General features: G+C 61.4%; 13 protein-coding genes. 10 read left to right on the forward strand and 3 right to left on the reverse strand.

All coding sequences use genetic code 11. The features are described from left to right. Nucleotides 1–12: 12 nt before the first annotated feature. The 10 genes from C2L64_RS04640 (at nucleotide 13) to nagZ (ending at nucleotide 11,643) form a co-directional block, all read left to right on the forward strand. Nucleotides 13–219, forward strand: a complete 207-nt coding sequence (locus C2L64_RS04640) for a glutaredoxin family protein (protein WP_244144556.1) — start codon at nucleotides 13–15, stop codon at nucleotides 217–219. Nucleotides 220–1,347: 1,128 nt separating this feature from the next. Beyond that, complete coding sequence (gene ltrA, locus C2L64_RS04645; protein WP_090835771.1) at nucleotides 1,348–3,048, forward strand: group II intron reverse transcriptase/maturase; 1,701 nt, start codon at nucleotides 1,348–1,350, stop codon at nucleotides 3,046–3,048. 161 nt (nucleotides 3,049–3,209) lie between these two features. Continuing rightward, nucleotides 3,210–5,003, forward strand: coding sequence for a translation elongation factor 4 (gene lepA, locus C2L64_RS04650; RefSeq protein WP_103153671.1), 1,794 nt, complete (start codon nucleotides 3,210–3,212; stop codon nucleotides 5,001–5,003). Between the two features lie 19 nt (nucleotides 5,004–5,022). Next, the gene (gene lepB / locus C2L64_RS04655; RefSeq protein WP_007734561.1) at nucleotides 5,023–5,916 is read left to right on the forward strand and encodes a signal peptidase I; all 894 of its coding nucleotides are present in this window, start codon (nucleotides 5,023–5,025) and stop codon (nucleotides 5,914–5,916) included. Between the two features lie 184 nt (nucleotides 5,917–6,100). Then, nucleotides 6,101–7,381, forward strand: a complete 1,281-nt coding sequence (gene rnc, locus C2L64_RS04660; protein ID WP_090835769.1) for a ribonuclease III — start codon at nucleotides 6,101–6,103, stop codon at nucleotides 7,379–7,381. 64 nt (nucleotides 7,382–7,445) lie between these two features. Continuing rightward, nucleotides 7,446–8,345, forward strand: coding sequence for a GTPase Era (gene era / locus C2L64_RS04665; RefSeq protein ID WP_009770784.1), 900 nt, complete (start codon nucleotides 7,446–7,448; stop codon nucleotides 8,343–8,345). Further along, nucleotides 8,332–9,336, forward strand: a complete 1,005-nt coding sequence (recO, locus tag C2L64_RS04670; protein ID WP_090835768.1) for a DNA repair protein RecO — start codon at nucleotides 8,332–8,334, stop codon at nucleotides 9,334–9,336. The genes era and recO overlap by 14 nt, the downstream gene beginning before the upstream one ends. After that, complete coding sequence (gene pdxJ, locus C2L64_RS04675; protein WP_007741074.1) at nucleotides 9,333–10,097, forward strand: pyridoxine 5'-phosphate synthase; 765 nt, start codon at nucleotides 9,333–9,335, stop codon at nucleotides 10,095–10,097. The genes recO and pdxJ overlap by 4 nt, the downstream gene beginning before the upstream one ends. A 48-nt stretch (nucleotides 10,098–10,145) precedes the next feature. Then, on the forward strand, nucleotides 10,146–10,553 hold the full coding sequence (gene acpS, locus C2L64_RS04680; RefSeq protein ID WP_079500000.1) for a holo-ACP synthase: 408 nt from the start codon (nucleotides 10,146–10,148) through the stop codon (nucleotides 10,551–10,553). Nucleotides 10,554–10,611: 58 nt separating this feature from the next. Continuing rightward, on the forward strand, nucleotides 10,612–11,643 hold the full coding sequence (gene nagZ / locus C2L64_RS04685) for a beta-N-acetylhexosaminidase (protein ID WP_090835767.1): 1,032 nt from the start codon (nucleotides 10,612–10,614) through the stop codon (nucleotides 11,641–11,643). A gap of 76 nt (nucleotides 11,644–11,719) precedes the next feature. Here nagZ and C2L64_RS04690 read toward each other — a convergent pair whose 3' ends face one another. The 3 genes from C2L64_RS04690 to efp form a co-directional block, all read right to left on the reverse strand. Continuing rightward, nucleotides 11,720–13,102: a sigma-54-dependent transcriptional regulator gene (locus C2L64_RS04690; protein ID WP_090835766.1), complete on the reverse strand. Its 1,383-nt coding sequence runs from the start codon at nucleotides 13,100–13,102 to the stop codon at nucleotides 11,720–11,722. 143 nt (nucleotides 13,103–13,245) lie between these two features. Continuing rightward, entirely contained in the window at nucleotides 13,246–13,452 is a 207-nt protein-coding gene (locus tag C2L64_RS04695) for a CsbD family protein (protein WP_007741080.1), read from the reverse strand. 282 nt (nucleotides 13,453–13,734) lie between these two features. Further along, nucleotides 13,735–14,292, reverse strand: a complete 558-nt coding sequence (efp, locus tag C2L64_RS04700; protein ID WP_007741081.1) for an elongation factor P — start codon at nucleotides 14,290–14,292, stop codon at nucleotides 13,735–13,737. Between the last annotated feature and the right edge of the window lie 138 nt (nucleotides 14,293–14,430).

Here is a 14,430-nt window from a genome sequence, read left to right on the forward strand (position 1 = left end):
CTCTGCGACGACATGCGCGCCGCGCTCGCGCCTTTGCTGGCAGAGTTCGGCGCGCAACTCGAAGTGATCGACATCGACGCCGATCCTTCGCTCGAAGCGCGCTACAACGATTGGGTTCCCGTGCTGGTTCATGAGGGCGTCGAGTTGTGTCATTACCATCTCGACGAAGCGCGGGTCCGTGTGGCGCTGGCGGGGCATCACGCAACGCCGCCACGGTGAACACAGCCGACGCGCTATCGAACCTGCAGGCCGAAAGCGGGCGGCCAGATAGCACGAATAACGCCCGCTACCCGTAAGTCCCGCCCGCCGACCCCCTTTTCGGCTAAAATAGATAGGTTTTGTGCGACGCGAGTCGTATCGACTGGACGGCATTGCCGTCCCATTTGGTGGCACCTTGAGGCCACCCCTTGTGTAGCGAAGCGAGACCCGTGGCTAGCTTAGACCGGGAACCGTTGCCGTAGACGAGCAGAGGTCTTCGTATCGCTGATCGTAATTGCATTAACCTGATTACCGTCAGGTTCCGCCCACTCAGCGGCTTCAACTCCGCTGACCAAGCGGATTGATGTATGTAATTCCCGCGCCTTCGGGCAACGGATCGCTGCAGGTACGAGCGAAAGCTCGGTGTGTCATTGTTCGGCCTCGTCAGCAGCACGATGAGTGTAGCGAACCTGCTATACGACTAGCAGTAGCCTAGGAGGACATGCGTCACTGGCAACGGTGGGGTTTGAAGCTCCTCTGACAATGTGGCCCCCGGAGGTTTCGGGCAGATTAACTCCGTGGGGAGGTGATCTGGATACTCGTAGCAGCACAACGGGTTGAGGAGCTAGGCTGGCTGAGATGGTTAATGTAAGTGAACTGCTGATAAACCTCGTTACTATTGCTGAGCCAAAGCTGCTGATAGGCTCTAACCAAAACGGTACGCGGTCGGTTAACTCGCTGGAACTTCGAGTTACGTCGTCATCGGACCGCCGGGGAAAAGGCGGAACCTAATTCAGTCGTGTGACATGCCGGGAACGCGGTAAGCCTGTATGGTTGCCAGCGCAGTAGAGTTGGCAGGCGAACCGTGAGGGACGCCGTTGATTGTGCAGGTATGGGAGGACGGAAAAAGCGAAGGCCGGACTGTAATGGTCCGGATAGGGGTGCGACATCACTCCACGCGAAAGCGGGCAGACTTCCGTCTGGTCCACCGTCGCAAGACGGCTGACAGACCTTAAGCTGGAACTGGTGATTGCTGGCGGTTTCTTAGCCGTCAGTGTTTGTTATTTACCCCTTTGCGGGAGCAGATCGCTCCCGCAAGGGGCGATCTGTTCTCCGCTCGGGACTCACTTCTTCGAGTAGGGGAGCAGCATGAAAGTATTTGGTCCACAGACCAGATCTGCGCTTTCCCACGCGCCGGACAACTGGTACGCCGTAGATTGGCGTCGGGTTGAGCGGAACGTGAGAGGGATGCAGATTCGAATTGCGAAGGCGACGCGGGAAGGTGATTGGCGCAGGGTGAAAGCTCTGCAACGAATGCTGACCCGCACGTTGTCCGCCAAGCTGTACGCGGTACGACGTGTTACGCAGAACCAGGGTGCGCGAACGGCTGGAGTCGATCGCGAACTATGGGATTCGCCTGAAAGCCGATGGGAAGCCATCGGCAGGCTGAAGCGGCGTGGATACAGGCCTCTGCCATTACGGAGGGTCTTTATCCCCAAGGCCAATGGGAAAGAACGCCCTCTGGGCATTCCGACCATGCGGGACAGGGCGATGCAGGCCCTGTATCTACTGGCCTTGGAGCCGGTGTCAGAGTCGACGAGTGACCCGAACTCCTATGGGTTCAGGCTCAACCGCTCGACGGCTGACGCCATGGCTCAGATACGCGTTTGTATGTCCCGGAGGGATTCGTCCCAATGGGTACTGGAAGCGGATATCAAGGGCTGCTTTGACCACATCAATCATGAATGGCTGGAAAACCATGTCCCGATGGACAGGGAAATCCTCCGGAAGTGGTTGAAGGCTGGCCTGATTTATAAGGGGCAGCTACAGGCGACTGAGGCCGGTACGCCGCAGGGAGGGATCATCTCCCCGACGCTGGCGAATGTGACGCTGAACGGGCTGGAACGTGAACTGGGTGCGCACATGCGTGCGAAATTCGGGATCGGAAAGGCGCGGAAGCTGAAAGTGAATGTTGTGCGTTATGCGGATGACTTTGTCATCACTGGTGCCTCGAAAGAGGTGCTGGGGTGCGAAGTTCGACCTTGGGTAGAAGCATTCCTTGCTGTTCGAGGTCTGCAACTTTCCGAGGAGAAAACGCGTATTACACACATAGCAGACGGCTTCGACTTCCTTGGGTGGAATTTCCGGAAGTACTCGGGAAAGATGCTCATCAAGCCGAGCAAAAAGAACGCGCAAGCGTTCTACCGCAAGGTGGCGGAAACGATTAGCGGTCACAAGGCGATAAAGCAGGAGGACTTGATCAATCTGCTGAATCCGATGCTGCGAGGATGGGCACAGTACCATCGTCACGTATCAGCCAAGCAAGCGTACAGCCGCATGGAGTTTCTGGTTTTTAGGAAACTCTGGCGGTGGTCGAAGAGACGGCACTCACAGAAGAAAGCCGACTGGGTGAGAAAGAAGTATTTTCACGTCGTCGGGGATCGACACTGGGTGTTCAGCGCTCCCGTTGTTCGGGACGATGGCAGTCGAAGTTTGCTTGATTTGTACCAGTTGAGCGGTACGGCAATCAAATACCACGACAAGATCAAAGGGGAGTACAACCCTTTTGATCCCATGTGGGAGCAGTACGGCGAGCAATTGCGACAGGGGCGTATGTGGGAATCAATGCGCTATCGGAAGCAATGGGCGAAGCTGTACATGTCACAGAGCGGGTTGTGCGCGCACTGTGGCTGTGCCCTGACGGATGAAACAGGCTGGCACGACCATCATCTGGAGTATCGGATGCACGGCGGGTCAGATCGGTTGTCCAACCGGGTATTGCTTCATCCGCACTGTCACCAGCGGGTGCACGCTGGGGGACTTACCGTAACTAAGCCGGTTCCGTCATAGACAGAGCTTTGCTGTGGGCTTGAGCCGTATGCGGGGAAACTCGCACGTACGGTTCTTAGGGGGCCCCTCTTCCGTAAGGAAGGGGGGCTACCCTACTCACTTACTTACAAGGCGTGCTCCGCTATCGTCAGAGCGCGCCTTTTTCGCTTGATCGGCACTGAATGGATCATATTCGTAACTTTTCGATCATTGCGCACATCGACCATGGCAAGTCGACGCTCGCCGATCGCATCATCCAGCTTTGCGGCGGTCTGTCGGACCGCGAGATGGAATCGCAGGTCCTCGACTCGATGGACCTCGAACGCGAGCGTGGCATCACCATCAAGGCACAAACTGCCGCGCTGTCGTACCGCGCGCGCGACGGCAAGCTGTACAACCTGAACATGATCGACACGCCCGGGCACGTCGACTTCTCGTACGAAGTCAGCCGTTCGCTCTCCGCGTGTGAAGGCGCGCTGCTGGTCGTCGACGCGAGTCAGGGCGTCGAGGCGCAAACGGTCGCCAACTGCTACACGGCCATCGAACTGGGCGTGGAAGTTGTGCCCGTGCTCAACAAGATCGACCTGCCGGCCGCGAACCCCGAAAACGCAATCACCGAGATCGAAGACGTGATCGGCATCGACGCCACCGACGCCACGCATTGCAGCGCGAAGACGGGCTTGGGCGTCCAGGATGTGCTCGAAGCGCTGATCGCGAAAGTGCCACCGCCGAAGGGCAGCACGGACGAGCCGCTGCAGGCGCTGATCATCGACTCGTGGTTCGATAACTACGTCGGCGTCGTGATGCTGGTGCGTATCGTCAACGGTACGCTGCGTCCGAAAGACAAGATCCGGATGATGGCGACGGGCGCCGAATATCCCGTCGAACACGTCGGCGTGTTCACGCCGAAATCGAAGAATCTGGAAGAGCTGTCGGCAGGGCAGGTGGGTTTCATCATCGCCGGCATCAAGGAACTGACGGCGGCGAAGGTCGGCGACACCGTCACCATCGTCAAGCGTCCGGCAGCCGAACCGCTGCCCGGCTTCAAGGAAGTGAAGCCGCAGGTGTTCGCCGGTCTCTACCCCGTTGAAGCGAACCAGTACGACGCGCTGCGCGAATCGCTGGAAAAACTCAAGCTCAACGACGCTTCGCTGATGTACGAGCCGGAAGTGTCCCAGGCGCTCGGCTTCGGTTTCCGTTGCGGCTTCCTCGGTCTGTTGCACATGGAGATCGTCCAGGAGCGGCTGGAGCGCGAGTTCGACATGGATCTGATCACCACCGCGCCGACCGTGGTCTATGAAGTCGTGCAGCGTGACGGCTCGATCATGACGGTCGAGAATCCGGCGAAGATGCCGGACCCGTCGAAGATCGAAGAAGTGCGCGAGCCGATCGTCACCGTGAACCTGTACATGCCGCAAGACTATGTCGGCGCGGTGATTACGCTGTGCACGCAAAAGCGCGGCTCGCAGATCAACATGCAGTACCACGGCCGCCAGGTTCAGCTGACGTACGAGATCCCGATGGGCGAAATCGTGCTCGACTTCTTTGACCGGTTGAAGTCGGTGTCGCGCGGCTACGCGTCGATGGACTACGAGTTCAAGGAATATCGCGCGTCGGACGTCGTGAAGGTCGACATGCTGATCAACGGCGACAAGGTCGACGCGTTGTCGGTGATCGTTCACCGTTCTCAGAGCCAATATCGCGGCCGCGAAGTCGCTGCGAAGATGCGTGAAATCATTCCGCGTCAAATGTATGACGTCGCCATCCAGGCAACCATCGGCGCGCACATCATTGCGCGCGAGAACATCAAAGCACTTCGTAAGAACGTTCTGGCAAAGTGCTACGGCGGCGACATTACGCGTAAGAAGAAGCTGTTGGAAAAGCAGAAGGAAGGTAAGAAGCGGATGAAGCAGGTCGGCTCCGTCGAGATTCCGCAAGAGGCTTTCCTCGCGATTCTGCGCGTCGAAGACAAATAAGACTAAGAACTGGAACCTTATGAATTTTGCGCTGATTCTTTTTGTGCTCGTGATCTTTACGGGCGTGGCATGGGTCGCGGACAAACTGGTTTTCCTGCCAAAGCGGCGCCGCGCGGCGGAAGCCGCCGTCGCCGAGTTCGACAATCAGCAGGCACGCGTCGGCGAACGCTTCGCCGATGAGAATGCGCCCGCCACACGCGCGCGCCTGCGTGACGAAAAGCTTCGCCAGCCGTGGTGGCTCGAATACACGGCGAGTTTTTTCCCGGTGATTCTCGTCGTGTTCGTCGTGCGTTCGTTCGTCGTCGAGCCGTTCAAGATTCCGTCTGGTTCGATGGTGCCGACGCTGCTCGTCGGCGACTTCATCCTCGTCAACAAGTTTGATTACGGCATCCGTCTGCCCATCACGAATACGAAGGTCACGGAAGGCCGTCCGCTGCAACGTGGCGATGTCGTCGTGTTCCGCTATCCGAAGGATGAATCGGTCGACTATATCAAGCGCGTGATCGGCCTGCCTGGCGACGTCGTCTCGTACGAGGACAAGCAGCTCACGATCAACGGCAAGCCCGTGCCCGAAACACCGCTGCCCGATTACTTCGATGAAGAGCGCATCGGCTACGCAAAGCAGTTCGAAGAAGACCTCGACGGGCGCAAGAACCGCATTCTCAATAACCCGGCCGTGCCGCCGTTCATCGTCGGCGCGGAAGACTTCCCTTATCGAGATAACTGCAAGTACGACGCACGCGGTGTCACGTGCAAGGTGCCGCCGGGTAACTACTTCATGATGGGCGACAACCGCGACAACAGTGCCGACAGCCGCTATTGGGGCTTCGCACCGGACAAGAACATCGTCGGTCGCGCGTTCTTCATCTGGATGAACTTCAGCAATTTGAAACGCATCGGCGGCTTCCATTGATCGCCACTCGCGCATCGCAAGACGATGCGCGCTGAACCCGCGCAACACGTCGCGCATCGAGCGCGACGTGTTATCACGCTACTTTAACAACGCGCGGTAACGTCGCTACAACACGCTTTTTCGGCGCCGGGGCTGCGAGGCTCACACTCTCCGCCCCGTGGTGCGCCCGCGTTATACTCTGCACATGCCCCTATCTCCGTTGGAAAGCCGTTTGCGCTACGAATTTCGCAATGCGGAATTGTTGCGTCAGGCTTTAACTCACCGCAGTCACAGTGCCACGCATAACGAGCGGCTGGAATTTCTCGGCGACTCCGTTCTGAATTGCGCGGTGGCTGCGCTTTTGTTCCAACGTTTCGGGAAGCTGGACGAGGGTGATCTGTCCCGCGTTCGCGCGAATCTGGTCAAGCAACAGTCGCTGTACGAGATTGCTCAGGCCCTGAATATTTCCGAGAGCCTGCGGCTCGGCGAAGGCGAATTGCGCAGCGGCGGTTTCCGCCGCCCGTCGATTCTCGCTGACACGCTGGAAGCCATTCTGGGCGCGATCTTTCTCGATAGCGGGTTCGACGCGGCTCAGACGGTCATCAAGCGCCTGTACGTGCCGATTCTCGATCACATCGACCCACGCACCCTCGGCAAGGATGCCAAGACCTTGCTGCAAGAGTATCTGCAAGGCCACAAGATTCCGTTGCCGACTTATACCGTCGTCGCCACGCATGGTGCGGCGCACAATCAGCAGTTCGAAGTCGAGTGCACCGTGCCGAAGCTGGACGTAAAGGTTTCCGGTTCAGGCGCGAGCCGTCGTGCTGCCGAGCAGGCCGCGGCGAAGAAGGCGCTCGACGAGGTGATGGCGGCGGCGCCCGCCATGGTGGCCAAGCCGAAGCGCTCGAAGAGCGCGCGCGCGGCCAAGCAGGCCGAGTCCGAAATCGTGCCGGGCGTGACAGGCGTTCAGGCGGCGCTCGATCTGCGTGCGCCCGATACGCGCAGGTCAGATAGAGCCTCACGCGCCGCCGAGGCGAAGCCGGTGACGCCCGAGGTGCCGTCGGCGGGACAGGTGGCTGCGGCGGCGCCGCTCGCGGTCATACGCGCGGCGCATGTCGAGTACAGCCAGGAATCCGCGAGCGGCGACAAGGCCGAGCGCGCCACGCGCGTGGCAGACAAACCGGAAACGGTATTGAAACTGGCCGACCGTCCGGCAGAGCGCCAAAGCCAGGACAAGCCCGACACGCCGGCGCGTGCAGTGGAAAAGACGCCTGAGAAGCCTGTCGAAAAATCGGCTGACAAGGCGTCGGACAAACCCGCCGACAAATCTGCGGAAAAGCACGCCGAAAAACCCGACACCAACACTCGCGGCGCGGACAAAACCGCGTCGCGCGCCCGCGAGGCCGCTCCCGGCGCAAGCGCGGGCGATCTCGAACCCGGCGTCGCCGGCGCGGTGCACACCCGCGTGGCCGATGCCGGTCATTGAACGCTATACGACGTGGATGCGCTCGACCTGACGCGCGTCCACACGAACCTGCCGTAGTACGAATATGAACGCTCCCACTCCCACTGGTTTTCGCTGCGGCATGGTCGCAATCGTCGGCCGCCCGAACGTCGGCAAGTCGACGCTGATGAACGCGCTCGTCGGCCAGAAAGTCAGCATCACGTCGCGCAAGGCGCAGACGACCCGCCATCGCATCACGGGCATCAACACGATCGACGACGCGCAGTACGTGTTCGTCGACACCCCCGGCTTCCAGACGCGTCACAGCAGCGCGTTGAACCGCTCGCTGAATCGCGCGGTGACATCGACGCTGTCTTCCGTCGATGCCGTGCTGTTCGTGATCGAAGCCGGCCGCTTCGGCCCCGACGACCAGAAGGTGCTGGACCTGATCCCGAAATCCGCGCCGACGCTGCTCATCGCGAACAAGCTCGACCGCGTAAACGACAAGGATTCGCTGTTCCCGTTCATGCAGCAGATGAGCGCGCTGCGCGAGTTCAAGGAAATCGTGCCGCTGTCGGCGAAGAATCCCGACGACATCAAGCGCCTGCTGGCGACCGTCAAGCCGTATCTGCCCGAAGGCCAGCCGATCTACGGCGAAGACGATCTGACCGATCGCAGTGAGCGCTTCCTCGCCGCCGAAATCCTGCGCGAGAAAGTGTTCCGCTGGACAGGCGACGAACTGCCGTACACGAGCACGGTGCTGATCGACAAGTTCGAGACGGAAGGGCGCTTGCGCCGCATTTTCGCGACGATCCTCGTCGAGCGCGATATGCACAAGGCGATGATCATCGGCCAGAAGGGCGCGAAGCTGAAGCAGATCAGTACGGAAGCGCGCCTCGACATGGAGAAGCTGTTCGACGGCCCCGTGTATCTCGAGACGTTCATCAAGGTGAAGAGTGGCTGGGCCGACAATGAAGCCGGACTCCGCGCCTATGGTTACGAATGACGGCGCACCGGACACCCAATCTGACGCGTGGATGACGCCGCCGAACGAAACACAACCCGACGCCGATTCCGACGACGCCTCCGCTCACGACGAGCAGCCGGCTTCGTTCGCGCCGCCGCCCCGCGCAAAGCCGGCGCGTCCCGCACGTTCGACGAAACGCAGCGCATCGCGCCAGGACGGCGATGACTTCGGCGAAGGCGGCGATCACGCCGAAGCCGCGCTGCGCAAGACATCAGGCCGTCGTTCGACGTCGCGCGTGCCGCGTGCGCCAGCATCCGACTTCCGTATCTCCGAGCAGCCAGCGTTCGTGCTGCATAGCTATCCCTATCGCGAGACGAGCCTGATCGTCGACGTGCTGTCGCGCGATCACGGCCGCATTGCCCTCGTCGCGAAGGGCGCGAAGCGTCCGCATTCCGCGCTGCGCGGCGTGCTGCAGACATTCCAGCCGTTATCGCTTGCATGGTCCGGCAAGTCCGAGATGCGCACGCTGACGGGCGCCGAGTGGGTCGGCGGCATGTTGCCGCTCGCCGGCGACGCGCTGTTGTGCGGCTTCTACGTGAACGAATTGCTCGTCAAGTTTCTCGCGCGCGAAGATCCGCATCCGCAACTGTTCCATCACTACGTCGTCACGCTGACGCGCCTTGCGCACGACGAACCGCCCGTGCAGGTGCTGCGTTCGTTCGAGCGCGTGTTGCTGCGCGAAACCGGCTACGCGATGTCGCTCAATCGCACGGTGGCGCGCAAGGCCGTGGTGCCTGAAGGCCGCTACGTGTTCGATCCCGAGCGCGGCGTGCGCGAAGCATCCGACGAGCATCCTTCGAACTGGCCTGTGATCATCGGACAGACCTTGCTCGACATGGAGCAGGACGATTACCATCGAGCGCAGACCGTCGCGCAAAGCAAGACGCTGATGCGCTTTTTGCTCAACACCTATCTGGGCGGCACGCCGCTCGCGACCCGCCAGATCCTGATCGACCTGCAGAATCTATGAGCTTCTTTCTGACTTCTCCGACTGTGATCGACCTCGGCGTGAACATCGATCACGTCGCTACGCTGCGAAATGTGCGCGGCACGTCCTATCCCGATCCGATCCGCGCCGCGTTGCAGGCTGAAGAGGCGGGCGCCGACGCGATCACGCTGCATCTGCGCGAAGACCGCCGTCATATCGTCGATGCCGACGTGCGCGCGCTGCGCTCGCAACTGAAGACGCGCATGAACCTCGAATGCGCGGTGACGCAGGAAATGCTCGACATCGCATGCGAAGTGCAGCCGCACGACGTGTGTCTCGTGCCGGAAAAGCGCCAGGAACTCACGACGGAAGGCGGCCTCGACGTCGTCGGGCACTTCGAGGCGGTGCGTGCCGCCTGCAAGCAACTGGCTGACGCCGGCTCGCGCGTGTCGCTCTTCATCGATGCCGACGAAGCGCAGATTCGCGCCGCGCACGAAGCGGGCGCGCCCGTGATCGAATTGCACACGGGCGCTTACGCGGAAGTGCACGACGCGAGCGAACAGCAGCGCGAGTACGAGCGCATCGTACGCGGCGTCGAGTTCGGCGCGTCGCTGGGACTGAAGGTCAACGCGGGTCACGGCCTGCATTACACAAACGTCCAGCAGATTGCGGCGATCGAAGGCATCGTCGAACTGAACATCGGCCACGCGATCGTCGCGCATGCGATCTTCGCGGGCTGGGACAACGCTGTGCGCGAGATGAAGGCGATCATGGTCGCCGCGCGTCTCGCAGCGCGCGCCTGACGAAGCACGGCACACACAACGCACACAACGGATAGCGACGGTACACGTATGGCGATCTACGGGATTGGCACCGACGTCGTTCAGGTGAGCCGCGTCGCGGCGGTGATGGAGCGCACCAACGGACGCTTCGCCGAGAAAGTGCTCGGCCCCGATGAGCTGCGCATTTATCACGCGCGCAATGCACGCTCGCAGGTGCGTGGCCTCGCGTTTCTCGCGACGCGCTTCTCCGTCAAGGAAGCGTTCTCGAAAGCGATCGGACTCGGCATGCGCTGGCCGATGACGTGGCGCGCACTGCAGACGCTGAACGAACCGAGCGGCCGTCCGATGTGCGTCGCGTCGGGCGAACTCGCCGACTGGCTGGCCGAGCGCGGCATCACGTCGAAAGTGACTTTGTCCGATGAGCGCGATTACGCGGTTTCATTCGTGATCGCCGAGACTGCTGACCCCTCTGCCTGATTCTTTCGACGCGGCGCGAACACTGCGCCGCGTTCTTCCTTTTTCCTTCACGAACCCGATGAAACTGACTCCTGGCCCGGTGATGCTCGACGTCGTCGGCAAGACCTTGAACGCCGACGACGAGCGCCGCCTCGCACATCCGATGACCGGCGGCGTGATCCTGTTCGCGCGCCACTTCGAGAGCCGCACGCAACTCGTCGCGCTGACGGATGCGATCCGCAACATACGCGACGATCTGCTGATCGCCGTCGATCACGAAGGCGGCCGCGTGCAGCGCTTTCGCACCGACGGCTTCACGGTGTTGCCCGCAATGGGCAAGCTCGGCACGCTGTGGGACGACGACGTGCTGCGCGCGACCAAGGTGACGACGGCCGTCGGCTACGTGCTTGCGTCCGAGCTGCGCGCGTGCGGTATCGACATGAGCTTCACGCCCGTGCTCGATCTGAACTACGGCCATTCGCAGGTGATCGGCGACCGTGCATTCCATCGCGATCCGCGCGTCGTGACGATGCTCGCGAAGAGCCTCAATCACGGGCTCGCGCTTGCGGGCATGGCGAACTGCGGCAAGCATTTTCCGGGGCACGGGTTTGCGTCGGCGGATTCGCACGTCGCCGTGCCCGTCGACGAACGCACGCTCGACGAGATTCTTGGCGAAGACGTCACGCCGTACGACTGGCTCGGCTTGTCGCTTGCGTCGGTGCTGCCGGGGCATGTGATTTACCCGAAGGTCGACAGCAAGCCGGCGGGTTTCTCGCGCGTGTGGATTCAGGACATTCTGCGCACGAAGCTCGGCTTCGAGGGCGCGATTTTCAGCGACGATCTGTCGATGGAAGCCGCGCGCCAGGGCGGCACGCTGACGCAAGCCGCGACGGCCGCGCTCGAAGCGGGTATCGATATGGTGCTGATCTGCAATCAGCCCGACGAGGCGGGCAAGGTGCTCGACGCGCTGCGCTTTATGCCGTCGGAGGAATCGAGGCAGCGTCTCGAACGGATGCGGCCGCGCGGCGACGCGCTATCGTGGGCGCAACTGATGGACGAGCCGCAGTATCAGCAAGCGCAGGCGTTGTTGCGCGAGGCGTTCGCGGGCTGATCTTCACCTCGCGGTCGAAATAAAAAAGGACGGGTCCAATCGGAACCCGTCCTTTTTGTTTTTGTGACGCGCGACTTCAGTTCAGGCGCATGCGCTGCAGTTTGTTGTACAGCGTCTTCGGACTGATGCCGAGCAGCGACGCCGCGCGATGCCGCGTGCCGCCGACGGCGTCGAGCGTCGCGCGAATCAGCATTTCCTCGACATCGGCGAGCGGCGTGCCGACGGTGACCTGCACGCGGCCCCCGTTCAGATCGCGGCCGCCTGCGCCGTTGCCTTCGTCGGCGCGCAGCGTCTCCAGCACGTCGCCGGATGCGTGATACGCGCGCCGCACGCGGTCCTGCAACTCGCGCACATTGCCCGGCCATTCATACGCCAGACATTCGCGGACGAAATTCGGCCCGATCAGCTTGGTCGCATCCGCGACACCGCGCGCGTTGGCTTCATCGTTCAGTTCGTCGACAAGCGCCTGCGCGAAGAGAGCAGGGTCGTCGCCGCGCTCGCGCAGCGGCGGCAGCGACAGCGCGGCCGCTTCGAGGCGCAAGCCGAGATCCTGATGCAGCGTGCCTTCGGCGACGGCCGAGCGCGGTGCCTTGCGTGTCGATGCGATCAGCCGGAAATCGGTCGCCACCTGATTCGTGCCGCCGACCCGCATGAACGTCTGCGAATCGAGCGCGCTCAGCAGCGCTTCCTGCTGCGCGCGCGGCAGCATCGTGATCTCGTCGATGAAAAGCGTGCCGCCGCTCGCCTGTTCGAAGAGACCGGGCTCGCGTTGCTCCGCGCCGCCGAACGCGCCGCGTTCGTGGCCGAACAGCAGACTGTCGAGCGGCCGCCCGCCCGCGACGGCTTGAGCCGAGCGGCAGTCGAGCACGACGAACGGGCCTTTGCGGCGCCGGCTCATCTCGTGCAGCGTGCGCGCGGCGACTTCCTTGCCGGTGCCCGCTTCACCCGAAATCAGCACGGCCGCTTCTGTCGGCGCGACGTGCTCGATCGAATCGTAGATATGCTGGATCGCGCCGCTGCGACCGATCATCGGCCCAAAGCGGCCCATGCGGCGCAGCTTGGCGCGCAGCGTCTGTACTTCCTCGGTGAGTTCGTACGGACGCGGAATGCGCGCCAGCAGGCTGCGCAGGCGTGGAATGTTGACGGGCTTGAGCAGGTAGTCCCAGATGCCGTGGCGCAAGCCTTCGATCGCGCTTTCGACCGTCGCATTGCCCGTCATCACGATCACGGGCAACGCGCCGCCGGGCGGCTGCGCGGGCAGATGCTGGAGCAGGTCGAGCCCGCCGCCGTCGGGCAGATTCAGGTCGACCAGCACGACGTCGGGGATGAAGCGTGTCAGGGCTGCGCGTGCTTCGGAAAGCGTGATCGCGGTGTCGACGGAGAATCCGTCGGCGGCGAGAATCGCGGACAGGCCTGACAGGCTATTAGGATCGTCTTCGACAATCAGGGCATGTGGCATATCGAGCGCAACTGTTCAGATGGACGGATGCCCGACGCACGCGGCTCGCCGTAGGCGGCGCCGCACGCACGGACGCTTGATGAGTGAGCTTGAGCGGCCAATGCTCCCTCCCGGTAGGCGTGGCGGGCTGGACGCGACCCCGATCAGAAGGGCCGGTTGCTGTCGAAGAAACGGCGCACTTCGAGTTCCGCTTCGTCGCGGGTCTTGCCATAGCGCTCCTGGATCAGACCCGCCAGCTTGTCGGCGCGGCCTTCCGCCTTGGTCAGTTCGTCGTCCGTGAGTTCGCCCCACGCGGTTTTCGCCTTGCCGATCATCTGTTTCCACTTGCCTTCAGCGATATCGTTGTTCATGAAACCTCCCGTTTTCGAATGTACGAAAGCCTTATAGGCCTGAACTATTCGGTAAGCAGAAGGCGTGCCCAACCGGACTTTCTTGAAAACCGACGTGAGCGCGGGCTAAAAACACCGGCCGCGCGAGCCGACCTGGCAAAATTGCATGACTGGCCGGTAAAGTTTTCCACCACCATACACGGTCGCGAAAAAAAGAAAAAGCGCCCCGAAGGGCGCTTTTTAATTCAAAAACCCTGAGTTGACTCAGGGCTTAAGACGAATGCAGTGTGGCGCGATTCAAATTTATGCGCGGCTGCGATATTCGTTGGTACGCGTGTCGATTTCGATCTTGTCGCCGATGTTGCAGAAGAGCGGGACTTGCAGTTCGAAGCCGGTGTTCAGCTTGGCCGTCTTGAGCACCTTGCCCGACGACGTGTCGCCCTTGACAGCCGGTTCCGTGTAGATGATTTCGCGGACCAGCGTGGTCGGCAGTTCGACCGAGATCGCCTTCTCGTTGTAGAACACAACTTCGCAAGCCATGCCGTCTTCGAGGTAGTTCAGCGCGTCGCCCATCATTTCGGCTTCGACTTCGAACTGGTTGTAGTCCGCGTCCATGAACACGTACATCGGGTCGGCGAAGTACGAGTACGTGACTTCCTTGCGGTCCAGCAAGACGACGTCGAACTTGTCGTCCGCCTTGTACACGCTTTCCATGCCCGCGCCCGTCAGCAGGTTCTTGAACTTCATCTTGACGACGGCGGAGTTACGGCCCGACTTGTTGTATTCGGCCTTCTGCACGACCATCGCGTCGGTGCCGATCATCACCACGTTGCCGGTGCGGAGTTCTTGAGCGATCTTCATAAAACTGTCCTGTACGAAATAAGGTGCTTCAACTTTTGCTCAACGGCATACGGCGTAAGCGGGTTCGGCGCCCGGCGCGCGCTTGACATCTCGTTCAGCAACCTGAAGGCAGATCGAGCTGGAGTGCGCGGTGAGCGG

It is taken from the genome of Paraburkholderia hospita (assembly GCF_002902965.1).
GTDB classification, from domain to species: domain Bacteria; phylum Pseudomonadota; class Gammaproteobacteria; order Burkholderiales; family Burkholderiaceae; genus Paraburkholderia; species Paraburkholderia hospita.